Raw genomic sequence first — 26,714 nt, 5'->3', positions numbered from 1 at the left:
GGGTTGGGAAGCAGGAGGGATGGACGTGAAGGATGCCACCGTGCAGGCGGCGCTGCGCCAGGCCTGCGAGGACGCCGGGCTGCCGGAGTCCCTTCGGGGGTGCGTGTACCCGCTGCTGCGGGACCCGGAGGGCGACTGGCCCTCGTGCTGTGGTGGAGGCTGCATGCCGTGCTCCTCCACGCTGGCGGACGTGGCGGTGCGCACGCTGGAGCTGCTGGGCACGCCGCGACGCTCGCCCGTGCCACCGGGTTGAGCACGCCTACGGCGCCCCGTGGTCGACCAACACCTCCACGCGTGGCAGCGACCAGTGCATCTGGACCATGCGCCAGGCGGTTCCCCGGCGCTCGAATGCGCAGGTCACGCGGATCCCGGTGAAGGTGGTGGGCTTGCCGTCCGCCGTCACCGTGAGGTCCATCGCGGGCACCGTGAGACACGCCATCGTGGAGGGCGGCGCGCCCCCGTGCCAGCGCGGCTCGGAGCGCAGCGTCACGCGGAGGTCGCGCAGGTGTTCGAACTGTCTGTGGAAGGAGTGCTCGACCTGCGCCCAGCCGACGAAGTGGAGGTTGGAGTGGGTGCCCACCACGACGATGTCCTCGTCATGCCAGAACAGCTCTCCCAGGGCCTCCAGGCTCCTGCGTTCGTAGGCGTCGATGAACGCGGCGAAGCGCTGCCCCAGCTCCACCTTCCAGTCGCCTCCGTCCTTCGCACGCTCATCCGAACTCATCGCGCCGCGCTCCCTTCCCTGCCGTCAGGCAGTCCTCGATGATCCGCGCCACCTCCGTCACGAAGGGCGGCTCCATGACGGAGAAGTGATTGCCGGGCACCTCGTGGAACTGGAAGCTGCCGGTCGTCAGCGCCCGCCACCACGCCTCCGCATGCACGTCCAGGACCGTGTCCCGCTCCTGGCCCCGCAGATACACCAGGGGGACCGCGTGTCGTCCCGGCAGGTACGAGGCGAGGGCCTCATTGGTGGCGAGCACCACATCGCGCAGCCGCGGGTCGGTCTCCATCGCGGCCCGCAGGCCTTCCGCCACGAGCGGCGAGATGCGCCGGAAGGCGTCGATCAATTGGAGCACATCCCCCACGGTCTTGATTCCCAGCCGGCGTGAGTCGTCCACCGTCACCGTGTCGATCTGGATGACGCCCGCCACGCGATGTCCCCGCTCCAGCAGGACGGCCCCCATCTCATAGGCGACCACGCCTCCCGACGAGTGCCCTCCCAGCCAGTAGGGCCCCTGGGGTTGGAACTCCAGCAGCTCGTCCACGTACCGGCGCGCCATCGACGGCACGTCCCGGTAGAGCACCTCTCCAGGCTCCAACCCCGACGCGCGGAACGCATGGACGGGCCTGGAAGGCCCCAGCTGTCGCGTCAGCGGCAGGTACGTGTAGACCGTTCCGCCAATGGGCTGCACGAGGAAGAGGGGCGTCTGATCAGGCCGCCCGTCCTGGAGCTGCATCCGCAGCGCGGGAGGCTTCCGCGGGGGCCGGCCCAGCTGCTCCAGCGCGTCCTGGACGGCCTGCACGAACGTCCCCAGGGTCGGGTGCTCCAACACCGCGTGCAGCGACAGGCGCACGGAGAGCCGCGCCTTCAGCTCGCGGTTGAGCTGCACGACCAGGAGGGAGGTTCCCCCCGACCCGAAGAAGTGGCTGTCGGGCGTCAGCACATCCACCCCGAGCAGCTCCTTCCAGAGGTCTTCCACCAACACCCGCACCTCCTCGCTCCCGAGGTCCCGGCGCTCCGTCGCGGGCCGGGGCACGGGCTCCCGCGAGGCCCGGGACGGCTGCTCCTCCAGGGAGTAGCGCTGGCGCTCGAAGGGGTACGTCGGCAGTGGGACCCGCCGCCTCGGCGCCTCATCCCGCATCGCGCTCCAGTCCACGGGGACACCCGCGGTCCAGAGCTGTCCCACGGCGCCGAGCAGGGCCTGCTCATCGGTCTCGGGAGGATCCCGCCGGCCCTGCGACACCCCGAGCGTGGACAGGACCTGGCGCTCCTGGCCCACCTGGGGATGCAGCAGGGTCAGCGTGGAGAGGGTCCTTCCCGGGCCGACCTCCACGAAGATCCGCTCGCGGTCTTCCAGCAGCAGCTCCAGCCCGGAGGAGAACCGGACGGTCTGCCGCAGGTGCCGTGCCCAGTATCCGGGGTCGCGCGCGTCGTCCGCGCCCAGCCAGGTTCCCGTGACGTTGGAGACGATGGGAATCACCGGGGCCCTGGGGTCCATCGTCGCGGCCAGCGCCGTGAGCGGCTTCATCACCGGCTCCACGAGCACGGAATGGAACCCGCCGGGGAGCGGCAGTCGCTTCGACCGCACACCCCTCGCATCCAGCCGCGCCGCGAAGGTGTCCAGTGCATCCAGCGTCCCCGACACCACGCACTGTGCCGGCCCGTTCACGGCGGCCAGCGACAGTCCGGCAGCGAGCGCCTGCGCGAGCACGCCGGGCGACATCGGAACAGCCAGCATCCCGGAAGGTGGCAAGGCGTCGCAGAGCCGGCCACGCAGGCCGACCAGGGCCACCGCCTCTTCCAGCGACAGGACGCCGGCCAGACACGCGGCGGTGTACTCGCCCAGGCTGTGCCCCATCAGGGCCGCTGGACGGATGCCCCAGGAGCCCAACAGCCGCGACAGCGCGTACTCCGTGGAGAAGATGGCGGCCATGCCCAGTGAGGGGGCTCGGAGGGCCTCTTCCGCGTGCGCCCGTCCCGCCTCCTCCGCGAACAGCGCGCCGCGCAACTCACGCTCCAGGTCCCGGCCGAAGAGCGCGAGGCATTGATCCAGGGCCTCGCGGTACACCGGCGCGCGCCTGTACCACGCCACGCCCATGCCCACCTCCTGCGTGCCCCCGCCAGGGAACAGGAAGACCACCTCCGGGGCACGGGGCGCCACGCGCCGCGCGGGAACGCGCAACCGGAGCTTCACGGTGGCCTCCGCGAGGTCCTGGCACACGACGGCCCGGCGGTACTCGAAGGCCGCCCTCCCCTCCTGCAGCGTGTACGCGAGATCCGCCAGGGCCTGGGGCGGGTGTTGCTCCAGGTGGTCCGCGAGCCGCTCGGTCGCCGTCTCCAGCGCATCCTCGCTCCGGGCCGACACCACCAGCACCGTCGCTTCCTCTCGCGCTTCGGAGGCCGCTGGCGCGGGTGGCGCTTCTTCGACGACCACGTGGGCATTGGTTCCCCCAATGCCAAACGCGCTGACGCCAGCGAGGCGCGGGAGCCCCGCGGGCGGTGTCCACGGGCGCCCTTCCCGGCTCACCACGAAGGGCCCGCGCTCCAGCCCCAGCTCCGGATGCGCGTGTTCGAAGTGGACGGTCCCGGGCAGGAACCGGTGTTTCAAGGCCAGCGTCGCCTTGATGAGCCCCGCCACTCCGGCCGCTGAATCCAGGTGGCCCACGTTGCTCTTGAGCGACCCCAGGACACAGGGAGGCGCCGTGTCTCCACGGTCTCCGAAGGCCAGCCGCAGCGCCTGGAGTTCCAGCGGATCCCCCAGCGGCGTCGCCGTCCCGTGGGCTTCGACGAAGGTGATGTGTCGCGGATCCACTCCGGCGGCCGCGTGCGCCTGGTGGATGACTTCACGCTGTCCTTCCACGCTCGGGGCGGTGAAGCCGACCTTGTCGCTTCCGTCGTTGTTGATGGCCGAGCCCCGGATGACAGCGTGGATGGAGTCCCCGTCGCGCAGCGCGTGCTCCAGGCGCTTCAACACCACGAGGCCCACGCCGCTGGAGGGCACCGTGCCCTGCCCCTTCACGTCGAAGGGACGGCAATGCCCATCCGGAGACGCGATGCCGCCTTCCTCGTAGAGATAGCCGGAGGGGCGGGAGGCGAAGAGGGAGACACCGCCCGCCAGCGCCAGCTCGCACTCGCCCAAGCGCAGGCTCTGGCAGGCCTGGTGGACCGCTACCAGCGACGTGGAGCAGGCCGTCTGCACCGTGAGCGCGGGCCCGCGCAGGCCCAGTTGATACGCCGTCACCGTGGCGAGGAACTGCCACGGATTGCCCAGGATGGACCGATACGAATCGGAGGCCACGGCGGACATGGTGCGGGAGTGAGGAACGACCTGATCCAGCCAGTAGCGAGGCAGCCCTGCCCCCGCGAAGACGCCTGCCCTCCCAGGCAACCGCTTCGGGTCGTAGCCCGCGGCTTCAAGTGCCTCCCAGGCGCACTCCAGGAACACGCGGAGCTGCGGATCCATCAGCCGGGCATCCTGGGGGCTGTAGCCGAAGAAGCCCGCGTCGAAGGACTCCGTCTCTTCGAGGAGCCCCACCGCGTGCACGTAGGCGGGATCCTCCAGGAGCCGGGGCTCCACGCCCGCCGCCAGCAGCTCCTCCGGGCTGAACCGCGACAGGCCTTCGCGGCCCTCCACCAGCAGCGTCCACAGGGAGGGGACGTCGGGCGCGCCCGGGAACCGGCCCGCCATGCCGATGATGGCGATGCGGTCGGGACGCTCGGAGTTCCTGCTCCGGGGTGCGCTCGGCATCCGGGCCGGCTGCTCCACCGACGCGTCGTCCAACCGCCGCGCCAGGGATTCGATGGTGGGGAACTGGAACAGCGTGGCCATGCTCAAGCGGATCCCCAGCTCCGACTCAAGCGCCGACTGAACGCGCGCGAGCAGCAGGGAGTTCCCTCCCGCCTCGAAGAAGCCCTCCTGCCGGCCCACCCGCTCCACGCCGAGGAGCCGGCACCAGATCCGCTCCACCCCCTTCTCGCGCTCCGTGCCAGGCGGTGCTTCAGGGGCCTGTGCTCGTGAAGGAGGCGGAGGAAGAGCGCGCCGGTCGAGCTTCCCGGTGGCGCCCAGCGGGAACGCCTCCAGCACCACCCACTCCCTTGGGACCATGTGGGGTGGAAGCGTGTCGACCAGCAAGTCCTTGAGTCCGCGCGACAGCCGTGGATCCGCCGCGTTGGCATCCCGGGGGATGACGTAGGCCACGAGGTGCCGCTCTCCCGCGAGCCATTGAGGTTCGACCACGGCATCCCGGACATCCGGATGCGCCCTCAGCACGGCCTCGATCTCTCCCAGCTCGATGCGAAAGCCGCGCAGCTTGAGCTGTCGATCCGCGCGTCCGTGGAACTCCAGACTCCCATCCGGGCGATGGCTGGCGACATCCCCGCTCTTGTAGAGCCGTGCCCCCGGCTCCGCGCTGAACGGATGGGGAACGAACCGCTCCGCATCAAGCTCGGGACGGCGCAGGTAGCCGCGCGCCAATCCCATCCCACCGATGTAGAGCGTTCCCCGCACGCCCACGGGAACCGGCTCCAGGGCCTCATCCAGGACGTAGACCTCGTAGCCCGGCAGCGGCTTCCCGATGGACGGCGTCCCTCCGCCCGCCACGCAGTCCGCCAGGGTCGCGAAGACGGTGGTCTCCGTGGGGCCATAGCCATTGATGAGGCGCCGGCCCGGAGCCCAGGTGTCCACGAGCCGCTCCGGCACCTCCTCGCCCCCGAGCACGATGAGCCTCAAGTCCGGGAGCGCCCGAAGGGCCATGGAGCCCAGCGCCGCGGGCGTGAACATCGCGACGTGGATGCGCTGTGACTCCAGGAAGTCCGCGAGCTCCTCGCCGGCTGTCACCTCCGCCTGCGCGAGCAGGTACAGCGTGGCGCCGGAGAACAGCGTCGGGAAGATCTCCGCGACGGAGAAGTCGAACCCGAACCGCGAGAACTGCAACACGCGGTCGCCCGGCGCGAAGCCAAAGCGAGACGCCACGGTCTCGCAGAGGTGGACCGCGCCCCGGTGTTCCAGCAGCACGCCCTTGGGCTGGCCCGTCGAACCGGAGGTGTAGATGACATACGCCAGGTCGCTCCCGGTGACGGGGATGCGTGGGTCCTCCACGGAGGCGGCCGCGAGCGCGTCCCGCACCTGCTCCAGCACGACCACCCGCACGCCCGTATCGGTCACGAGCGGATGCGTCGCCTCCTGCGCGAGGATGAGCGTCAACCCCGCGTCGCGCGCCGTGAACTCCAGCCGTGCCTGCGGATAGGTCGGATCCAGGGGCACGTAGGCCGCGCCTGTCTTCAGCGTCGCCAGCAGGCTGACGATCAGCTCGAAGGAGCGCTGGAGGCACAGGCCCACGAAGTCCCCGGGCCCGACGCCCAGCGAACGCAGGTGGTGGGCCCGCCGGTTCGCCTCCGCGTTCAGCGTCCGGTAGCTCATGGACTGGCCCTGGAAGATCAGCGCGGGCGCATCAGGGGTGCGCGCGGCTTGCGCCTCGAACGGGTGGTGCAGACAGGCAGCGCCGGCCCCGTCCTCCACCGGCCCCTGGGCCCACGTGAGCAGCCTCGCCTTCTCCTGCTCCGAAAGCAGCGGCAGCGTCTGCACAGGCGCCTCTGGATTCCGCACGGCCTCGCGGAGCACCGCCACGAAGTGCTCGGCGAGTTGGGAGATCATCCCGGGGTCGAACAGGTCGAGCGCGTACTCCAGCCGCGCGGACATGCCCTCCGGCCGCTCATCCAGTTCAAGGGAGAGGTCCAGCTTCGACGTCCCCGTGTCGACGTCGTGCGGCTCCACCCTCCACCCCGAGCCCGGCACCGAGATGGGCGGCTCCAGCGTGCACGACACCTGGAGGAGCGGATTGGCGCCGGGAAGGCGCGCCGGGTTCACCGCCTCCACGATGCGCAGGAGCGGCGCGTCCTGGTGTTCGAGCGCCTCCAGACACGCCTTCCTCACGCGCGCCAGCAGCGCCCGGAAGCTCAGCCCTTCGGAGAACCGCAGCCGCAGGGGCAACAGGTTCACGAAGTGCCCGGAGATGGCGCGCAGCTCCTCACGGCTCCGTCCCGAGAAGGCCGCGCCGATGACGAAGTCGTCGCTCCCCGAATAGCGATGCAGCAGCGCTCCGAACGCCGACAGCAACGTCATGAAGAGCGTCGAGTCCTCCCGGCGCCCCAACGTCTTCACCGCGTCCAGCAGCTCCCGGGGGATCCGCACCACGTGCTTGCCACCCTGGAAGCTCTGGACCGGAGGGCGGGGACGCTGCGTGGGGAGCGCCAGGAATGGAGCCCCCGCGAGCGACTGCTTCCAGTACGCGAGGTGCGGCGCGATGGCTTCCTGGTAGCGCGGACCCTGCTGCCAGACAGCGGCGTCTCCGTACTGGAGCGGCAGGGGCGCCAGCACGGGGAGCCCGCCCACGAGGGCCGCCTGGTAGAACCGGTGCAACTCCTGGAGGAACGTCGCCATCGTGAAGCCATCCACGGTCAGGTGATGCATCACCAGCGCAAGGCGACACTCCGAAGCGCTCAGTTGCAGCAACGTCGCCCGCAGCAACGGCCCCTGCTCCAGGTCGAAGGGCCTGCGCGCTTCCTGCGTGGCCACCTGCAACGCCTTCGCGCTCCGAAGCCCCTCGGGAATCGCTCGCAGGTCCACGCGCCGCAGGTGGAACGGCACGCCAGGGCGCACCCGTTGGACAGGCCCTCCCGGCGTGATTTCAAACGTCGTGCGAAGGACTTCATGCCGGGCGATGAGGGATTGGAAGGCCTGCTCCAAGGCCTCTGCATGAAGGACGCCCGGCAGGTACAGCGTGAAGGGCTCGTTGTAGAAGGCGCTCCGGGGCGCCACCTGGCTCAAGAGCCAGAGCTGCGTCTGCGCGTCGGACAGCGGCAGGGGCCGGCTGCGCTCCACGGGGACCACCGGGGGCAGGTCCACGCCCCGGGCTTCATCCCTCGCATGTTCCACGAGTCGCGCCAGCTCCACGATGTTCGGGCTGTCGAAGAGCGCCCGCACCGGGAGCCGGACGGACAGGGCTCGTTCGAGCCGCTCGATGAGCCGGATCGCGAGCAGCGAGTCCCCTCCCGACTCCATGAAGCGGTCCTGCGTCCCGGCCTGGGCCGTCCCCAACACCTCCGACCAGATGCGCGCGACGTCCTGCTCCAACGTCGTGCGCGGCGCCTCACCCTCCCCCGAGCCGAAGCGCGGAGCCGGCAGCTGATGCACGTCCACCTTGCCACTGGGATTGAGCGGCAAGCGGTCCAGGACGATGACCGCATGGGGGAGCATGAAGTCCGGGAGCTTCGAGCGCAGGGACTCCCGAAGCTCCGCCGGATCCGGTGACGCCCCCTCGCGAGGAGCGACATAGGCGACGAGTCGCTTGTCTCCCCGTGACACCTCATGCACCCGCACGACCGCGTCGCCCACCTGGGCCAGGGAGCGCAGGACGCTCTCAATCTCCCCCAGCTCCACCCGGGCGCCGCGGATCTTCACCTGATGATCCATCCGCCCCAGGAACTCCAGGTTGCCATCCTCCAGCCACCGCGCGCGGTCCCCGGTTCGATACAGCCGTGCGCCCGGCGAACCGGGGAAGGGATCCGGAACGAACCGCTCGCCCGTGAGGTCGGGGCGGTTCAGGTAGCCCCGCGCGAGCCCCTCTCCTCCCAGGTACAGCGCTCCCGCCTCACCCACGGGGAGGAGCGCCAGCGCTTCATCCAGCACATACACCTGGAGGTTCGCGAGCGGCCTGCCGATGGGGACGTTGCTGCCCGGAGCAGGCACCGCGCGGAGCTCATGGGCCGTCGCGGAGGTGGTGCACTCGGTGGGGCCATAGCTGTTGAGCAGGCGTTGGGGCTTCCCGTGCGCCATCACGTGGCCCACCCACTTGGGGTCCAGCACGTCGCCCCCGACCATCAGCACGCGGAGCGCGCCGAACGCGTCCGGGATGGCCTCCGCCAGTTGATGGAACAGCGACGTGCTCAGGACCGCGGCCGACACCGCGTCGCTCCGGAGCTTCGCCGCGAGGAGCGGAGGCGACAGCAGGGTCTCCCGTGAGACGAGACACAGCGAGGCCCCGTTCAGCAGCGCGCCCCAGACCTCCAGCGTCGAGGCATCGAACGAGAAGGACGCGGCCTGGAGGACGCGGTCCTCACGCCGGAACCCCATGAAGCCCTCGTCGAGCACCAGCCGGGCCACGCCCGCATGGGGAATGCACACGCCCTTGGGCCGGCCGGTGGAGCCCGACGTGAACAACACATACGCCAGCGAGTCGGGCCCCGCGCCTCCCTTCACGTTCAGCGCGTCGTCTTCTCCGGAAGGCGCGTCCGGCAGGGAGGGTTCAATGACGTCCCCCTGGAAGCGCAGCGCCTGGAGGTCGCCGTGCCGGCCCACCAGCACTCGCAGACCCGCATCCTCCATCATCCACGCGAGCCGCTCCGCCGGATGACTGGGATCCAAAGGCAGATAGGCACCCCCTGCCTTCAGGATGCCCAACAGCCCCACGAGGGTTTCCGGGGTGCGGTCGGTGAGGATGCCCACCGGCTGCTCCAGCCCCACACCCCGCGCCTGGAGCCGCCTGGCCAACCGGTTCGCGCGCCGGTTGAGCAGGTCATAGCTAAGCACTCCTCCGTCGAAACGCACGGCAATGGCACTCGGAGTGTCGCGGACGTGGGCTTCGAAATAATCGCAGATGGATTTCATGAAGAGTGAGCCCCCACTTTTTCAACGCGGAGGGCGGAGAACCTTCACCCATGGCATGCCCCTCCCCTGGGACAGGTGACGTCCGTGCGTGGACGCCGTACCCTTGCGCATCCCCATGAGTCCCCCATGAGCCCCATCGTCCACGCCGAACTGTCCTGGCTGCTGGCGCAAGGCCTGCGTGAACGGCGCGACCGCATCCTTGTCACCTGCGCGGGGCTCGCACCGGACCTGGATGGATTGTCATTGCTCGCGGGAGAAGAGTTCTATTCGCGCTACCACCACGTCATCTTTCACGGCTACGTGGGGGCGCTCGTCACGATGGCCGTCTGTACCGCGCTGGCACGACAGCGCGCGGCCGTGGCGCTGCTGTCGGTGGCGGCATTCCACGGACACCTGCTGTGTGACCTGGTCGGCAGCGGCCCCGGGTGGCCCATCCACTACTTCTGGCCGCGGAGCCTGGCGGAGTGGTCCTGGTCCGGGCAGTGGGACCTGGCCTCCTGGCAGAACAGCCTCATCGGGCTGGCCGCGACGCTGGCATGTCTGGCCTGTGCCCTGCCCTTCCACCGGACCGTGCTGGAAGTGCTGTCACCCCGCTGGGACGCGGAGGTCACCCGCACGGTGCGGCGGCGCTTCTTGCGACAGCGCGCACCGGACGCCTCCTGAAGCCTACGGGGTCGCGGGCTCCAGCTTCACCTCGAAGAGGTCCGGCCACAGCTTGCCGGTGAAGAACAGCCGGCCGGTGCCGGGCTCCTTCGCGATGCCGTTGAGCACCGCGCTGTTGTTCTGGATGCGGCCGCGCACCGCCCGCACCAGCTCCGACGCGTCGATGACGGCCAGCACGCGGCCCGTCGCGTAGTCGATCTTCAGCACGCGGTCGGAGTACCAGACGTTGGCGTAGACGCCGTCCTCCGCGCACTCCAGTTCGTTGAGCCGCTCCTGCGGCGTGCCCTCCAACGTCACCTGCACCTGGGACTTCACGCGGAAGTCCTTCGGGTCGTGGAAGCGCAGCGTGGCCGTGCCGTCGCTCCTCACGAGCTGCCCCTGCCAGAAGCACAGGCCCCAGCCCTCGCCCGCGTAGGCCACCTGCTTCTCCCGCGCGGGCGGCGTGCCGTTCCACACGTACAGCGTCTCGTCCTGCCAGGTGAGCTGGTACAGCCGCGTGCCGTCGCTGGCGAGCCCTTCCGGGAACACGTCCGGCAGGGGCTGGACCCACAGCGGCGCGGCCTGCTCCAGGGAGATGCGCCGCAGGTCGCCCACTCCACCGGTGCTCTCGTAGAGCTGGCCCTGGTGGAACTGGAGGCCCTGCGTGAAGGCGGTCGGGTCGTGCGGATACGTGTGGACGATGCGCGCCACCAGTCGCTGCGGCACGACCTCCGGGGGCCCGGCGTCCGGGTCCAGCGCCTGGCGTTGCGTGGGCGCGCACCCCAGGCACAGCAGGGACAACGACAGGGACCAGGGGATGCGGCGCATGGGTTTCCTTGCGAGGGCGACGGCTTCGCGAGCAGCGCCACCTTAGCGCGCCAGCGCGGCCTCCACCTCGCCGCGCAGCTCCTCCAGTTCGAACGGCTTGTTAAGGACACAGGCGGCTCCCAGGCGCAGGGCGTCCCGGTGCAGCTGCGCGTCGCCAAAGGCGGTGATGAGGATGACGGGCGTGGTCCACTGCTCGCGGCGCAGGCGGGCGAGCACCTCCAGCCCCGTGAAGCCCGGCATGCGCACGTCGGTGATGATGAGGTCGGGCGCGCGCGACTCTTCCGCGGTCAGCCCTTCAATGAGGATGCGCACCAGGCCGGGTCCGTCCTCCGCCTCCACCACCTCACAGCCCCGCCGCACCAGCATCTTGCGGATGAGCGTGCGCATCTCCGGCTGATCATCCGCGAGGAGGATGCGAGGCGCCCGCCCTGGCTGGGGCCTGGGGTTCTTCCAGGCCGCGCCACGCGCGCTCCCTTCTGATTGCTCGTGCACCATGGGAGTGACCTCCGGGGGACAGGGTGCGCCGGGCACCCGGGTGGTAGGACTGGAGGCGCCTGGAGCATCCGCCGTGCCACCGGCGCCCCTCTGGATCTGGCGGAAGTGCTCCCTGGGACATGGGGCACGTTGCCCCCGGGCGAAATGCCCCGGCTGGGGCACTTTGCCCCGCGCGCGAGGGGCCGCTGGGGCGTGGCTCCCCTGGAGGCACGGGTGGAGGGGTCCTGGCCCGCGGGCTGCAATGGAGTCCGGGTGTCGAATCGGATGCGGGGCTTCCTCCTCGGAGCTCCCTTCCTGGCAGCTGGGCCGCTGGCGACCTCCCGGTGTCGTCGGTGGAACGGGACCGCTGCCTCCTTCCCAGGGTGCCCACCGCATCCGGTTCGACGCTTTTTCGCCCGGAACGTCGTTTCCGGCCGCACACAAGGAGAACGCACGATGGTTCGCATGCTTCCGTCCCGCCGCCGCCTTGCCGGAGCGCTCGCACTCACGCCCCTGATGGTCCTGGGGGCCTGCAAGCCCGCGCCGGACGCGGCCCCCGCCGCCCGCCCCACGCTGCCCCTGAGAACGCCGCAGACACCGAAGGCCGAGCAGGCGGCGCAGCCCAACACCACGCCCTCCGGCGCCAGGGTGGAGCCCGCGGTCTACTCCGCCGCGCCGGGCACTCCGGGCGCCATCATGTCGCTGGCGCCGCTGGTGGACACGGTGAAGGGCGCGGTGGTGAACGTGGAGGTGCAGGCGCGGGCCCGTCCCGCGATGGGCATGCGCGGCCTGCCTCCGGGGCTCGCGGAGCGCTTCGGCCTTCCGGGCGGACAGAACCCCTTCGGTGAGGGGGGCGGCGCGCCGTCCAAGCAGGGGGTGGGTTCGGGCTTCGTCATCGACCCCGCGGGCCTGGTGCTCACCAACAACCATGTCGTCGAGGGCGCGGACCTGGTCCGCGTGAAGCTGGAGGACGGGCGCGCGTTCGACGCGGAGGTGCTGGGCCGCGACGCGCTCACGGACGTGGCGTTGATCCAGCTCAAGGGCGTGTCCGGCGCGCTGCCCTACGTGAAGCTGGGGGACTCCGACGGCCTGCGCGTGGGCGACCCGGTGATGGCCATTGGCAACCCGTTCGGGCTCGCGTCCAGCGTGAGCGCGGGCATCCTCTCCGCCCGGGCGCGCGACATCCACGCGGGCCCCTATGACGACTTCCTGCAGACGGACGCCGCCATCAACCCGGGCAACTCCGGCGGCCCGCTCTTCAACATGAAGGGCGAGGTGGTGGGGATGAACACGGCCATCATCGGCGGCGCCACGGGCATCGGCTTCGCAGTGCCGGCCAACCTCATCCAGGCGCTGCTGCCGCAGCTCCAGGAGACCGGCGTGGTGCGCCGGGGCTGGGTGGGGCTGGCGGTGCAGGACCTCACGCCGGAGCTGGCGAAGGCGCTGCGCGTGGAGGCCGCGAAGGGCGCGGTGGTGGCCAGCGTCAGCGCGGGCGGCCCGGGCGACAAGGCGGGCCTGCGCGAGGAGGACGTCATCACGTCGGTGGGCGAGCGCGCGGTGGAGTCCGCCGGGTCGCTGACGCGCGCGGTGGCGCTGCTCAAGCCGGGCAGCGAGGTGAAGGTGAGCGTCGTGCGCGGAGGAAAGGCGATGGAGGTGCCCGTGAAGCTGGGCACCCGGCCCACGCAGCGGGGCGAGGAGGAGATGACGCCCCGGGACTCGACGCCCGCGCCGCTGTCCAAGCGGCTGGGCCTGCGGCTGTCCGAGGCGCAGGACGGCAGCGGCGGCGCGCAGGTGGTGGCGGTGGAGTCCGGCAGCGCCGCGGAGCGCGCGGGGCTTTCGCCCGGCATGGTGCTCACGCAGGTGGGCGACATGAAGGTGTCCGGCGTCGCCGACGCCGCCCAGGCGCTGACCGCCGCCGAGCCGGGGACGGCGCTGCTGCTGCGCGCGCGGGTGCCCGGTCAGGACGGCGCGCTGATGCGTGCCATTGAAGTGCCGGCGCGGTAGGGCGCTCGCCGTTTGCTCGGGGCTGGCAGGGAGTCCTGACCTTCGCGGCGCGACGCGGTGCGAAATGACGCGGCGGGTGCAGCTGCGACCCGCTGCACTCCGGACGGCTCGTGCTGTCGGGTGTCGCGCGTTTTCCGGAGGTAGGGCGCCCGGGCGGCCCCGGGTTCGGAAATCGAAGGCGCGCTGGCGTAGAGTATTGCCCGTGCCGCGCTGCCTCACATGCGGGCGACGTTGGGAAGGCACTCACACGCCGTGCCCGCCCGGCGTACCGCCGTCCACCGCCCTGCCGTCCGATGTCTCGAACCTGTTGCCCGAGGTTCCGGGCTACCGGTGCGAGCAGGTCATCGCGCGCGGTGGCTTCGGCGTCCTCCTGGCCGCGCACAAGCGCGCGGGCGACGGCACCGAGGGCGAACGCGTCGCGTTGAAGCTGGCCCGTCCCGGCGTCGCGCTCGCGGAGGCCCAGCTCACCCGCGAGGCCGCGGCGCTGCGCACCATCGGGCCGCCCACCGTGCCCACGTTGTATGAGACGGGCACGTTGCCGGGCGGTCAGCGCTTCGTCGCGATGGAGTTCGTGCCCCTGCCCACCCTGGCGGACTGGCTCGCCCAGGCGTCCGGGCCGCTGTCGCCCCAGGAGTTCGGCCCGCGCGCCAACGCGCTCCTGGAGGCGGTGGCCCACGTGCACGCGCACGGGCTGGTGCACTGCGACCTCAAGCCCGAGCACGTCTTCCTGGACGACGCGCAGGGCCGGGCCCGCGTCTTCGACTTCGGCCTGGTGCAGCGTCCCGCGCCCGGCGAGCCCGCCGAGGACGGCACGCCCGGCGACACCACCTCCTTCGCCGGCACCGCCGAGTACATGGCGCCCGAGCAGTGCGCGGGCCACGCGGCGCTCGACGCGCGCACGGACGTGTACGCGCTGGGCGTCATCCTCTACGAGCTCATCACCGGCCGGCCGCCGTTCTTCGGCGCGCTCACGGAGGTGCTCCAGGCGCACCTGTCGCTGCGGCCGCCGCCGCCTTCGGAGTACGCCCCGGTGGCGCCGTCGGTGGAGGAGGTCGTGCTGCGGTGTCTGGCCAAGGAGCCCGCGCGCCGTCCCCGCGACGCGGCCGCCGTGGCCCAGGCGCTGCGCGCGGCGCTGGAGCACGCGGGGCAGGCCGCGGTGCAGCCCGCGCCCCGCCTCACCGTCCTGCCTGACCCGCGCCCCGCCCAGACGCGCCGCTCGGTGGCGGTGCTGTTCCTCGCCTCGCGCGCGAACCCGGTGGCGGTGCAGAAGGCGCTCGCCGCGTACGGAGGCCACATGGCCTTCACCGACGGCGCGCGCTTCGCGGGCGTGTTCGATCCGGACGTGGGAGAGAACCCCGTGCGCCGCGCCCTGCGCGCCGCGGAAGGATTGGCCGACCGGGGACTCGCGCCGGCCGCGCTGGTGGACGTGGCCACCGTCACGGTGCAGCGCCGGCTGGATGGCGCGCCCCGCTACCTGAGCGCCATCTTCGCGCGCGAGGACCGCTATCCCAGCGTCCCGGAGACGCGCGGCCTGATGCTGTCGCCCGCCGCGGCGGAGGCCGTGCCGGAGGTGCCGTGCCTGCCGGTGCCGGGACGCTCCAGCCTGATGCGCCCCGCGCCTTCGGGTGCCGCGCCCCGGCCGGATGTCACCGTGTTGCAGCTGGGCAGCGCGGTGCTGCTGGGCCGCGATGCGGAGCTGGAGAACCTGCTGGAGAGCGCCCGGGGCGCGGTGTCGGAAGCGGCGCCCACCGTCGTCACCGTGAAGGGCGACCGGGGCCATGGCAAGAGCCACCTGGCCGCCACGCTCGCGCTGCGCCTGCGGGCCGCGCTGCCCCACGCCCGCGTCTACTCCATGCGCGCCCGCGAGCCCGTGCAGGGCGACCCGGAAGGCACGCTGCGCACGCTGCTGCGCGTCGCGCTGCACGGCTTCGACCACGACGACACGGACACGCAGGAGGATGGCCGCACCGCCATCCTCGACCGGCTGGGGAACCGGCTGGGCATGGAGCTGTGGCCGGGCGTGGCCGCGACGCTCGGGTGGTACGCGCCCGGCGGGCCGGAGCTGCACAGCTGGGCCGCGGCCCCGGGCGCGCTGCGCTCGCTGGCCCTGCGCGCCACGGGTGAGCTGCTGGCGGCGAGCGCCCGCGAGCGACCCCTGTGCCTCGTCGTGGACGACGCGCACTTCGCGGAGGAGACGGCGCTGGACGCGCTGGAGTACGCGGCCCTCGCGGAGACGCGCGTGCCCTTGTGGGTCTGCGTGCTCGTGCGCCCGGGCTTCGAGCAGAGCCGCCCGTCCTGGGGCGCCCGCGCCGCGCGGCAGCTGGAGCTGCCCCTGTCCGGCCTCACGTCGGGCGACGCGCAGGCGCTGTGCCGCGCGCTGCTCAAGCCGGTGGAGAACGTGCCCGCGCAGGCGGTGGAGCGCATCGTCGAGCGCGCGCAGCGCGTGCCCCTGTTCCTCGTGGAGCTGGTGCGCGGCCTCAAGCGCCAGGGGCTCGTGCGCCAGCGCTCGCCCGGCGGCAACTGGTACCTCGTCACCGACGAACTGGACCGCGTCCCGGAGCTGCGGCTGGTGGAGTGGCTCGCGGATCGCGAACTGGGCGCGCTGCCCCCGGCGCTCGCCGCGCACGCCCGCCTGTGCGCGCTGCTGGGCGCGGCCTTCACCGCCACCGCCGCGGACGGCGTGGTGCGCGAGCTGGAGCGCGACGGCGCCGCGGCGCAGTTCCCGCTGGACGTGGGCCACGCGACGCGGCGGCTGCTGGACTCGGGGCTGCTCGTGGAGCACCGGCTGGAGGGCCTGAGCTTCCGCAACGAGCTGGTGCGCGAGGCCGTGGTCGCGGGCCTGCCCGCCGAGGAGAAGGCGCGCATCCACCGCGCCGCCTACCGCCACTACCTGAGCCCGGCGGGTTCGCAGGAGCGCCAGCGGCTGGCCCGACTGGCGCTGCACGCGGCGGCGGCCGGTCTGCGCGACGAGGCGGCGGCGCTCACCATCGACCTGGCGGAGTCCGCGCGGGGCCGTCACGCCTTCCTCGACGCGGAGGCCATGTACACGCGGGCCCTGGAGCTGTTGGAGCCCGAGGACGAGCTGCGCTGCCTCACCGCGCTGAGAGGCCGGGGCCTGATGCGCTACCGCATCGGCCGGTACGAGGACTCGCTCACGGACTTCGCCATCGCGAGGGACCGGGCGCAGGGCGTGGGCGATTCGCGCGCGGTGGTGGAGCTGCTGCTCGACGAGGCCATGGCGCTCGACTGGGTGAACGACTACGCGCGCAGCGAGGAGCGGGCCCAGGAGGCGCAGCACCTGTCGGAGACGGTGACGTCGCCGTACGTGCAGGCGCGGCTGCTGCTGGCGCTGGGCCGCGCGCAGTTCCGCAAGGGTGAGTGGCTGGACGCGCTGATGCCGCTGGAGGCCGCCGCGGAGCGCGCCCGGAAGCTGGGAGACGCGGGCTACGAGACGCTGGTGGTGGCGCTGCTGCTGATGGCCGTCATCCTCCCCAACCTGGGCGACATCGACGGCGCCGAGCGCGTGATGGACGAGGTCATCAGCGCATGCACGGAGCGCGGAGACCGGTTCCACCTGGGTTCGGCCATCAACAACCGCCGCAACCTGTGGGTGGCGCGGAGGGATTTGACGCACGCGCTGAAGGACCAGGAGCGCTTCATGCAACTGGGGCGCGAGCTGGGCGTCGTGGGCTGGGAGTACTTCGCCGAGCACAACATGGGCGAGCTGTACTACCAGGCCGGCGACGTGGAGGCCGCGGCGCCGCACATCGCCCGCGCCATCGTGCTGGAGCGCCGGCACCCGGAGGTGGCGCACCGCCCGTGGGCCCTCTTGCTCCAGGCCCGCGCCATGGCGTGGACGGGGCGGCATGACCGGGCGCGGGAGCTGCTCGCGCAGGTGCGGCAGACGATGGCGAACAGCCGGCACGGCGTGAACCTGAGCCCGTCGGAGGAGGTGCTCTTCTCCATGGTGGAACTGACCGCCCGCGACGCGACGGCGGAGGAGTGGCACGCGCTGCGCGAGCGCTCCGCGCAGGTGTCCGTGGAGCAGGAGCCGCTCGAGGTGCTGGAGATGATGGGCCTCGCGGCGTGGCGCCGGGGCGACTTCGCCGAGGCGATGCTCGCCCTGGGCGAGGCGCTGGCGCGCGCGGCGCACGTGCCCAACTTGATGGAAGACCGCATCCGCCGCTCGCTGGAGCGCGTGCGCGACCTCACGCCCGCCGCGTAGCAGCCCGCGCTACACCGACCGCTGGAGCGCTGTCGTCGCGGCGATGATGAGCCCCATCAGCGACTCGCCCACCAGCGCGCCCGACCCCACCGCGGGCACATGGTCGTTGGTGACCTTCGCAGACCACCGCCGTGCGAGCGCCGCCAGCCCCGCGCCCAGGAACAGCGTCACCGCGTAGAAGGCCGGCGTGATGAAGCCGATGCCCATCGCCACCGGCGACGGCAGCCACCGCGCGGCCTTGCCCCGCGATGCCAGCGTCAACACCGCGCCCACCAGACACCCCACCAGCGCGCCCACGCCCGCGTGCGGCGGCAGCCCGGCCAGCCCGCGCACGGACACCTCCGCCACCGCGCGGAACTGCGCCGCCGCGGGCACCGGCAGCGAGGCCGAGCCCAGCCCATACGCCTCCACCAGCAGCAGGTAGGCCGGCACCGTCACCACCGCGCCCACCACGACGCCCACCAACTGCGCGGCGAGCTGCCGCGGCACCGAAGCCCCCAACAGGTGCCCGGCCTTGAGCGACCACAGGCTCACGCCCGTCTGCGCCGCCGCGCCCGCCACCACCGAACCCGCCGCCACGTTGGGCGCCAGCGCCCCGGGATGCACGCCGCCGAAGACGACCTGCGTGAGGTTGCCCACCTGGGTCACCGGCGAAACATCCGTCTGCCCCGCCCCCCGGGCGCACACCGCGCACAGGGGCACCAGCAGCACGAGCGCCAACACCATGGACGGCACGCTCAAGTCGAACAGCACCCCACCCAGCCCCACCGCCAGCACGCACGCGACCGCCGCCACGCCCAGCGTCCACCGGGGCATCCCGCTCCGGTTCGCGCCCACCGAACGCAAATCCCTCGCCGCGCTCAGGAAGTCCCGCGCCTGCGCGCCGAGCGACACCACCGCCGCGCCCACCATCAACCCCACGCCGGGCCAGGTCAGCCACGCGGACAGCGACTCGTAGCCCGCCCCTGTCACGACGCCCACGCGGAGCAGCACGGGCGCGAGCACGCCCCAGGCCACGCCCGCGCCCAGCAGCATGCTCAGCGCGAGCTGCAACCCCGTCATCATCCCCACCGCCAACAACATGGGGCTCACGCCCACGCCCCACGTCAGCGATGCCAGCGGCGCACCGCCCACGCTGCCCGGCAGGCCCACCATCGCGGGCAGCGCCGCACGCGCGTCCCGCAGCCACGTCACGCCCATGGCCAGCAGGCCCACGCCCACCATGGTCCGGCCCCGCCCCGCGGGCGTGTCCCGCGCTTCCGTGGGCGTGGCCGCGTGCAGCGTGGAGATGAGCTCCGCGGTCGCGATGCCCGTGGGGAACGGCAGCGCCTCCTGCTCCAGGAGGCGCCGACGCAGGAGCCCCGCCACCAGCACGCCCATCGTGCCCAGCACCAACCCCCAGGCCGCGATGCCCCAACCCGGCACCGACACGCCCAAGAGCGCCAGCGCCGGCAGCGCGCCCAGCAGGCCCGCCGCCGCGGGCATCGCGCCCACCGACGACGCGGCCGTCTGCGTGAGGTTGTTCTCCAGCGGCGTGTACGGCACGCCCCGCCTGCGCCCGTAGGCCGCCAGGCCACTGAACCCCAGCACCGTCGCGGTGATGGAGCCGCTGTCCCACCAGCCCGTCTTCATCCCCATGTAGAGGTTGGTGACGGCCAGCAGCGCGCCGATGAGCAGCCCCATCCCCAGCGACCGCGCCGTCCACTCGCGGCCCTCGGACGCCGGAGCGCCTGGCGGCGTCACCACGGGCCCCGGGCTCCCCGGCCCCACCGCGGCCTCGGGAGGAGCCGCGGGGTGACCGGCGGGGGAGCTCATCGACCGGCCTCCGCCGAGCGCCCTACCAATTCCCGCAGCTGCGTCAGGTCCAGGGGCTTGCTCAGCTTGAGGTTGGGCACGTCACGCAGGAAGGACACCGTGCGCGGCGTGAAGGCCCCGCCCGTCATGAACACCATGCGCCCGGCCTGCTCCGGCACGGAGCGCCCCAGCTCGAAGTACAGGTCCATGCCCGTCATCCCCGGCATCATCACGTCGCAGAGGATGAGGTCGAAGCGGCCGCCCTCGTTCACGAGCCGCAGCGCCGCCTGCGCGCTGTTGGCCGTGGCCACCTCGTGCTCCGTCGCCAGCGAGCGCTGCAGGGCCACCGTCACGTTGGGCTCGTCATCCACCACCAGGATGCGCGCCCGCGCCCCCGGCTGCGCCGTCGCCGACAGGCGCGGGTAGATGTCCGCCTCGTGCTGCGCCGAACGCAGCACCACGCGGAAGGTGCTGCCCTGCCCCGGCGTGCTCTCCGCGTGGATGGAGCCGCCCATGGATTCGATGATGCCGTGGCAGATGGACAGCCCCAGCCCCGTGCCCACGCCCACCGCCTTGGTGGTGAAGAACGGGTCGAAGATGCGCCCCAGCACCTCGGGCGTCATGCCCACGCCGGTGTCGCGCACCTCCACCACCACCCGGCCGGGCTCGCCATGGCGGATGATGGCGCGGATCTCGTGCTCCGTGACGGAGGTGGGGTCCTCCGGAATGGCCTGCGCCGCGTTGAGCAGCAGGTTGAGGAACACCTGGCACAGCCGCGCCTCGCTCGCCTCCACCGCGGGCACCGGTTCAAATTCTGTAACAAGCCGCGCGCGGTGACGGATGACGTTGTCCGCCATCTTGCATGCCAGCTCCACGGAGCGCCGGACGTCCACCGGCATCGGCCGCGACTCCTGCTCGCCGCGCGCGAAGACCTTCAAGTCCCGCACGATGGTGGCGATGCGCTCCGCGCCCTCGGTCGTCTCGCGCACGAGCTGCTGGATGGCCGCCACCGGCTCCGCGGGCGCGCCCTGCGTCTCCAGCTTGTCCAGCCCCTCCCGGATGAGGTGCAGGTTCACCAGCATGTAGGCCAGCGGGTTGTTGATTTCATGCGCCACGCCCGCGCCCAGCGTGCCCACGCTGGCCAGCCGGTCCGCCACCACCAGCCGCGCCTGGAGCTGCCGGCGCTCGGAGAGGTCGCGGTGCACCATGATGTTGGCGATGATGCGCCCTTCGGCGTCGCGCAGCGGCACCACCACCGACTCGCAGACGCACGCCATGCCGTCGTCGCGCCGGAACTCCAGCTCTCCGGACCAGCGCCCGTGCACCTCCAGCGCGGTGAGGATGGCGCCCGTCAGCCGGTCCGGCTCGCCCGGGTGCAGCACGCTGAAGAGCGTCTGTCCCATGGCCTCCTTGCGGCTGCGGCCGAACATCCGCTCCGCGCTGGTGTTCCAGTCGATGACACCGCCCGCCAGGTCCGTGATGACGACGCCGTCGGAGATGCTCTCGAAGATGAGCGCCTGCCGGTGCAGCTCCTGCTCCGCCTGCTTGCGCGCGGTGATGTCCATCACCGTGCCCGTCACCCGCGCGGGCTGCCCCGACGCGTCGAGCAGCACGTCGCCCTTGCACGAAATCCAGCGGTAGCCGCTGCCCGCGGGCTCGATGCGGTACTCCACGTCCACCTGCGAGCGCTGCTGGAGCGCCGTGGCCAGCCCCGCGCGAAGCCTGGGCAGGTCCGCCGGGTGCACCACCTCCTCCAGGTCCATGGCGCGGCCGGACAGCTTGCCCACGGCGAGCCCGAGGAGCCGGTCCACGTGCTCGCTCCACGTCACCTGCCCGCTCTTCGCGTTCCAGTCCCAGATGCCCACGCGCGCCGCGGACAGCGCCTGGCGCAGCTGCTCCTCGCGCTGCTCCAGCACCTCGCGCCGGGAGAAGCGGAACACCGTGACGGTGCCCACCTGGAGCCGGTCGCCCTCCTGAAGCTCCGCGGTGGACACGGGCAGGCCGTTGAGGAACGTGCCGTTGGTGGATTCCAGGTCGGTGACGTGACAGGTGCCGTCGGCGGCGCGGCGGATGCGCGCGTGCTTGCGCGACACGCCGTGGTCGTCGATGCGCACCTCCGCCTCGGAGCCCCGGCCGATGACGTGCTCGCCCGGCTCCAGCCGGTACGCCTTGCCGATGGCCGCTGGCGTCGTGGTGCTGATGAGGATGAGGCACGCCCCGGTCGAGGACGGGGCCGTCACCGACTGGCCCGCGCAGGTCGTGAGCTCGTCCAACAACGTCATCATGTATGCCAGCCCCCTGGCGTTCCCCTGCGCTCGGGCCGGCAACATCCTCGCCGCCTGTCGTGCATGACGCCGCGCTCCGTGAGGGCCTGTAGCCTCGGCCCGGTTCGCAACCATACCCCAACGGCCTCCAATGAACGCCCCTTCCACCCGGAGGGTGGGAGGGCTGACTCCTGGTGAACGGGCAAACGAGCAGGCAGGGGAGCATCCGGGGGGGCCCCCCCGCGACCCACCCGGTGGATGGTAGGGTGCGGCCCATTCATGGCGGCGGACTCCGAGAGCACCTTCCGCATCCAGGCGCGCGCAGCAGCGAACGCCACGGACAAGGGGCTCGATACACCCATCCGTTCCGAGCGCGGCCCGGGCACGCTCGCGGGCGAGTACGTTCTCAAGTCGATGCTGGCCGCTGGCGGCCACGGCAGCGTCTATGAGGCGGAGCACCGCATCCTGGGGCGGCTGGCCGCGGTGAAGGTGCTGCACGCGCACCTGGCCGACCAGGGGGAGATGCTCCAGCGCTTCGTGCGCGAGGCGCGCGTGGTGAATCAGATCCACCACCCCAACATCGTGGACGTGTACGACTTCGGCCTGATGCCGGACGGCAGCCCCTACTACGTCATGGAGCTGCTGTCGGGGCGCACCCTGAGCCAGGTGGTGCAGGAGCGCGGGCGGCTGTCCGCGTCCCGCGCGCTCGCGTACCTGGAGCCCATCTGCGGCGCGCTGGAGGCAGCGCACCGCGCGGGCGTCGTCCACCGCGACCTGAAGTCCAGCAACATCCTCGTCGTGGAGGAGGGGGAGAAGCCCCGGCTGAAGCTGCTCGACTTCGGCATCGCCAAGCTCATCCAGCAGGAGCCCGGCCAGGAGGGGCTCACCACCGCCGGCCAGCGCCTGGGCACCGCGCACGCCATGGCGCCGGAGCAGTTCCGCGGAGGCCGCATCGGGCCGCCCACGGACGTGTACGCGCTGGGCGTCCTCTTGCACCAGCTGCTCACCGGCCGCTACCCGTTCCAGTCCGAGGACCGGCTGGAGCTGGAGCGGATGCACCTGGAGGCCCCGCCCCCACGCCCCAGCGTCCGCGCCCCGGTGTCACCCGGCATGGACGCGGTGGTGCTGCGCTGCCTGGACAAGGACGCCAGCCGCCGCTACCCCAGCGTGAGCGCCTTCCTCACCGCGCTGCGCGAGGCCGCCGAAGAGCCCGGGCAGGTGGAGGGCCAGACGCGCGACGTGCTCGCCGTCCACGCGGAGGTGGTGCTGCCCGCCACCGACCAGGACGACGACACCGTCTACGCCGCGCTCGCCGTGGTGCTGGACACGCTGGAGCAGGGCCTGCGCACGAACGGCTTCCTCCTGGCGCTCCAGACCGGCACCGCGCTGCTGGGCGTGCGGCCCCTCTCCTCCGACACCGCCCCCGCCGCCACGCTGGAGGCCCTGCGCGACCTGCACGCGGAAGCCCAGCGGCTGGCGGAGGCCGCCCACGCCCGCGTCCACCTCTGCATCCATCAGGGTGAGGCGGAGACACGCGGCGAGGCCGACGAGGCCGAGGTGGTAGGCGGCCCGGTGACGCATGTGGCAACCTGGAACGTAAGAGACCCGGGTGGCTTCGCCGTCACCCGCCCCGCCTCGTTGTTGCTCGACAGCCCTCCCCCGCATTGAGTTGTCTTTCCCGCTGTGCCTTCCCCTCCCCCCGCGTCCGCACTCCCGCATTCCCTGTAAGTCCAAGCCCTTCACAGGCCTACCTCGCCTTGCGAAAAAATTGGACTCACATCATAATTTTTTGAAGGTGACGTATTTCTTTCTGATCGTGAATCCGTCACGATTCCCCTGTCTGACAGTTCCGGCACCTTTCTAGGTAAATCCCGGGACTACCTGACATTCTGGAGGTCGGTCGTCCGACTTCCCTTGAGCGGGAGCCCCTACATGCGCCTCACCCCTGCTTTTCAGCCTGGAAGTGGATGCAGCAAGTGGTGGAACCGGAGTGCGTCACGCCCACCCCTGAGGGCGGTGTTGCTGACGGGGGCGTTGTTGGCCCTGGTGGGTTGCGGTGGCGCGGCCCCGGAAGAGGCTGACGCCGAGGCTGATGCTCCCGGCGCGACGCTGGTGGCGGTGGATCAGGCGCAGCGGGCGGACAACGGGCTGTCCACGAACGGGCTGTCCACGAATGGCCTGTCCACGAACGGGCTGTCCACGAATGGCCTGTCCACGAACGGGCTGTCCACGAACGGCTTCAACGACTGGTTCAACACGAACTCCGCCACGGCGCCCACGCTGATGGCGTACATCGTGAAGTGCGCGGTGCCCGCCGGGCAGACGCGCACCTTCCTGCACACGGCCACCGGGACGAACTACACGTGGCAGGGCAACCTGGGGCTCGCGCCGAACTGGGCGGGCGGACAGCCCGCGACGGAGGCGGAGCAGCAGGCGGTGAGCGCGTGCCTCGCGGCGCACGCGAACAAGTTCGGCCTGCACGTCTCGCTGTCGGTGCTGGGCCGCACCTCCGCGGGCACGCCGCTGCCCTACTCCGCGCAGGAGCTGTCGACGTTCAGCGTCCGGGAGGCGTGCTTCTTCGGCAACCTCTTCACGGCCGAGGGCGTCTTCGCGGCCCGGGACCGCGACTTCTCCGCGGCGGAGAGCACGACGCGCGCGTGTGGCCTGACGCTGAAGGCGGACTCCTGCGCGCCCATCACCAACGTGGGCAGCTGCTCGCAGTTCTGCACCAAGGCGGACCCCAGCCAGCCCTACTTCACGCAGTGCACGTACAACGGGAAGACCTACCCGGCCCTCACCACGCGTGTGCAGCCCCAGGAGCTGTACCGCTGCGGCGACGGCACCTGCCAGTTCACCGAGCACTGCGGCACCGGCCTCACCGCGGACAGCTGCCAGGCCGACTGCGGCACCTGCGGCTGATGCATCCCTGAGTCCTCTTGCAGGCACCGGGCACCCACGGCCTTCCCCCGGAGGTCCGTGCCCGAGCATCCGGGCGTGCGGCGTTTCCCACCGCGCGCCCGAATTCCGATCCCGCTGAAGCCCCTGGCGCCAGGGCTCGCACCGAGCGTTGGCGAATCAACAGCGGCGCGACTCCGCGCACCTTGCCCGTCGGGGGGGAGCGGTGTTGGATGCCCTTCGCGCCCCCGCCACGAGGAGCGGTGACGGGCGCGGGTGGTGGAGCGGGCCGCGATGACGTTACGAGCGAAAGTCGAGCGGTTGACGGCGCTGACGCGTCGGCGAGGCATGCTGCGTGAGGCGTTCGCCGGGCTCGACGGAAGGCCCGGCTCCGGCATCCACGGCGGCTTCCGTCCCGGACGGGGCGCGCCCCACGCGGACAACCTCCTGCTGGAAGAGACGGTGCGCGAGCGGACCGCGGCGCTGGAGGCGGCGAACGCGAAGCTGTCCAGCAGCCTGGAGCAGCTGCACGCCACGCAGGCCCAGCTGCTCTTCGCCGACCGGCTCATCGCGCTGGGGCGCATCGCGGCGGGCGTGGGCCATGAAATCAACAACCCGCTGGCCTTCATCCTGAGCAACCTGGAGTACATCCACCAGGAGCTGCAGCAGAAGGAGCGGCTGTCGGAGCAGGACCGGCAGGAGATTCTGGAGGCGCTGGCGGAGACGCGCGACGGCGCGGAGCGCATCCGGCTCATCGTGAGGGATTTGCAGACGCTGTCGCGCGCGGAGGACGTGGGCAGCGGCCCCGCGGAGCTGGCCTCGGTGGTGCGCACGGCGGCGAAGATGGCCATGCACGAATTGCGGCACCGCGCGCGCCTGGTGGTGGAGTGCGACGGCGTGCCGCCGGTGCAGGGCAACGGCTCCCGGCTGGGCCAGGTGTTCCTCAACCTGCTGCTCAACGCGGCGCAGTCCATCCCGCCGGGCAACGCGGAGGGCAACGAGGTGCGCGTGGTGGCCCGCCCCGGAGAGCCCGGACACGTGCTGGTGGAGGTGCGCGACACCGGCTGCGGCATCGCGCCCGAGCACCGCGAGCGCATCTTCGACCCCTTCTTCACCACCAAGCCGCTGGGCGTGGGCACCGGCCTGGGGCTCGCGGTGTGCCACGGCATCGTCACCTCGCTGGGCGGGACGCTGACGATGGAGAGTTCCCCCGGCCAGGGCAGCATCTTCCGCGTCTGCCTGCCGGTGGCGGGCGCCTTCGTGCAGTCCCCGCGCGCGCAGGCCGACTGGACCTGACGGAGCACCTGAAGGAGCCCCTGGCATGCCGTGGAACCCCTCCCTCCCGGTGCTGGCCCTGACGGTCCTCGTCATCTCCGGGACGGTGAAGCTCTTGACCGTGGCCCTGGGCTGGGTGGCGTGGCGCACGCGGGTGGCGGAGCGCCTGCGGGTGTACCGGCGGGAGTGGGCGCAAGGACAGCTGCGCAGCGAGGCGTGGGCCGCGGCGGGCGTGGTGCTGACGGACGCGGTGCTCATCACAGGACTGCGCTACTACACCGGGCCCCTGCTGGCGCCGTTCCGCCTGTCCACGGCGCTCTGGACGTACGCGTGGATGTTCGTGGGCTTCGAGGTCTGGTTCTACGCGACGCACCGGCTCTTGCACCTGCCGCGCTTCTACCGCTTCCATGCGCAGCACCACGTGGCGCGGGTGACGGAGCCGCTCACCGCGCTGTCGTTCTCCGTGGTGGAGCGGCTGGTGCTGATGGGCGGAGGGCTGGGCCTGCACCTCGCGGCGCTCCACCTGATGCCGGGCACGCAGGTCGGAATCCTGGCCTACATGGTGACCAACTACGTCCTCAACGCGCTGGGGCACGGCAACACGGAGTGGCTGCCCCAGCGCTTCGTGGCGTCCCGGTGGGGCCGCGTCTTCTTCACCCCCACGTTCCACGCGATGCACCACGCGCGCTACCAGGGGCACTACGGCCTCTTCACGGTCGTGTTGGACCGGTGGCTGGGCACCGCGTTCGAAGACTACCCGCGCGTGCACGCCCGGGCCCGCGACGGCGAGGGCCTCACGCGCATGGGTGAGCGGCTGACCGTGGCGCCCGAGCCCGCTCCCGTCCCGGCCCTTGCCACCGCTCAAGCCGGGCCTGGGGTGTCCCGGACGCCGTGAAGTCCCCGGCGCCCCCGACTCCAAGTCCTACG

General features: G+C 71.9%; 14 protein-coding genes. 8 read left to right on the top strand and 6 right to left on the bottom strand.

Annotated features, from left to right (window positions below):
• Positions 1-19: 19 nt before the first annotated feature.
• Positions 20-253: a hypothetical protein gene (locus D7X12_RS05130; protein WP_120624146.1), complete on the top strand. Its 234-nt coding sequence runs from the start codon at positions 20-22 to the stop codon at positions 251-253.
• A gap of 6 nt (positions 254-259) precedes the next feature.
• Here the strand turns inward: D7X12_RS05130 and D7X12_RS05125 are convergent, their stop codons facing one another.
• Together D7X12_RS05125 and D7X12_RS05120 are read right to left on the bottom strand one after the other, a co-directional pair.
• Positions 260-724, bottom strand: a complete 465-nt coding sequence (locus tag D7X12_RS05125; RefSeq protein WP_120624145.1) for a nuclear transport factor 2 family protein — start codon at positions 722-724, stop codon at positions 260-262.
• Complete coding sequence (locus tag D7X12_RS05120) at positions 711-9,386, bottom strand: non-ribosomal peptide synthetase/type I polyketide synthase (RefSeq protein WP_120624144.1); 8,676 nt, start codon at positions 9,384-9,386, stop codon at positions 711-713. The genes D7X12_RS05125 and D7X12_RS05120 overlap by 14 nt, the downstream gene beginning before the upstream one ends.
• Before the next feature lie 126 nt (positions 9,387-9,512).
• On the opposite strand from D7X12_RS05120, the gene D7X12_RS05115 reads away from it, so the two are divergent.
• Positions 9,513-10,049, top strand: a complete 537-nt coding sequence (locus tag D7X12_RS05115; protein WP_120624143.1) for a metal-dependent hydrolase — start codon at positions 9,513-9,515, stop codon at positions 10,047-10,049.
• Between the two features lie 3 nt (positions 10,050-10,052).
• Here the strand turns inward: D7X12_RS05115 and D7X12_RS05110 are convergent, their stop codons facing one another.
• Together D7X12_RS05110 and D7X12_RS05105 are read right to left on the bottom strand one after the other, a co-directional pair.
• A complete protein-coding gene (locus D7X12_RS05110) occupies positions 10,053-10,856 on the bottom strand; it encodes a glutaminyl-peptide cyclotransferase (protein WP_120624142.1) in 804 nt (267 codons plus the stop codon).
• A 42-nt stretch (positions 10,857-10,898) separates the two neighbouring features.
• The gene (locus D7X12_RS05105) at positions 10,899-11,351 is read right to left on the bottom strand and encodes a response regulator (protein ID WP_120624141.1); all 453 of its coding nucleotides are present in this window, start codon (positions 11,349-11,351) and stop codon (positions 10,899-10,901) included.
• Between the two features lie 435 nt (positions 11,352-11,786).
• Between D7X12_RS05105 and D7X12_RS05100 the strand changes: the two genes are divergently transcribed.
• Both D7X12_RS05100 and D7X12_RS05095 read left to right on the top strand, forming a co-directional pair.
• Positions 11,787-13,334, top strand: a complete 1,548-nt coding sequence (locus tag D7X12_RS05100) for a Do family serine endopeptidase (RefSeq protein WP_120624140.1) — start codon at positions 11,787-11,789, stop codon at positions 13,332-13,334.
• Between the two features lie 307 nt (positions 13,335-13,641).
• On the top strand, positions 13,642-17,559 hold the full coding sequence (locus D7X12_RS05095) for a serine/threonine-protein kinase (protein WP_244224355.1): 3,918 nt from the start codon (positions 13,642-13,644) through the stop codon (positions 17,557-17,559).
• 9 nt (positions 17,560-17,568) lie between these two features.
• Here the strand turns inward: D7X12_RS05095 and D7X12_RS05090 are convergent, their stop codons facing one another.
• Both D7X12_RS05090 and D7X12_RS05085 read right to left on the bottom strand, forming a co-directional pair.
• Complete coding sequence (locus tag D7X12_RS05090; RefSeq protein WP_120624139.1) at positions 17,569-19,374, bottom strand: OPT/YSL family transporter; 1,806 nt, start codon at positions 19,372-19,374, stop codon at positions 17,569-17,571.
• Complete coding sequence (locus D7X12_RS05085; protein ID WP_120624148.1) at positions 19,371-21,635, bottom strand: serine histidine kinase EspA; 2,265 nt, start codon at positions 21,633-21,635, stop codon at positions 19,371-19,373. The genes D7X12_RS05090 and D7X12_RS05085 overlap by 4 nt, the downstream gene beginning before the upstream one ends.
• A gap of 261 nt (positions 21,636-21,896) precedes the next feature.
• Here D7X12_RS05085 and D7X12_RS05080 point away from each other — a divergent pair, with 261 nt between their 5' ends.
• From D7X12_RS05080 to D7X12_RS05065, 4 genes are all read left to right on the top strand, one after another.
• Positions 21,897-23,285 (top strand): serine/threonine-protein kinase, encoded by a 1,389-nt coding sequence (locus D7X12_RS05080; RefSeq protein WP_120624138.1) that lies wholly within the window; start codon positions 21,897-21,899, stop codon positions 23,283-23,285.
• A gap of 354 nt (positions 23,286-23,639) precedes the next feature.
• Positions 23,640-24,536: a hypothetical protein gene (locus D7X12_RS05075; protein ID WP_439329351.1), complete on the top strand. Its 897-nt coding sequence runs from the start codon at positions 23,640-23,642 to the stop codon at positions 24,534-24,536.
• 270 nt (positions 24,537-24,806) lie between these two features.
• Positions 24,807-25,808: a sensor histidine kinase gene (locus D7X12_RS05070; RefSeq protein ID WP_120624136.1), complete on the top strand. Its 1,002-nt coding sequence runs from the start codon at positions 24,807-24,809 to the stop codon at positions 25,806-25,808.
• Between the two features lie 25 nt (positions 25,809-25,833).
• The gene (locus D7X12_RS05065; RefSeq protein WP_120624135.1) at positions 25,834-26,682 is read left to right on the top strand and encodes a sterol desaturase family protein; all 849 of its coding nucleotides are present in this window, start codon (positions 25,834-25,836) and stop codon (positions 26,680-26,682) included.
• Positions 26,683-26,714: the final 32 nt, after the last annotated feature.

The organism is Corallococcus sicarius (assembly GCF_003611735.1).
Lineage (GTDB): Bacteria > Myxococcota > Myxococcia > Myxococcales > Myxococcaceae > Corallococcus > Corallococcus sicarius.
This window is presented reverse-complemented; position numbering and strand designations above follow the sequence as displayed.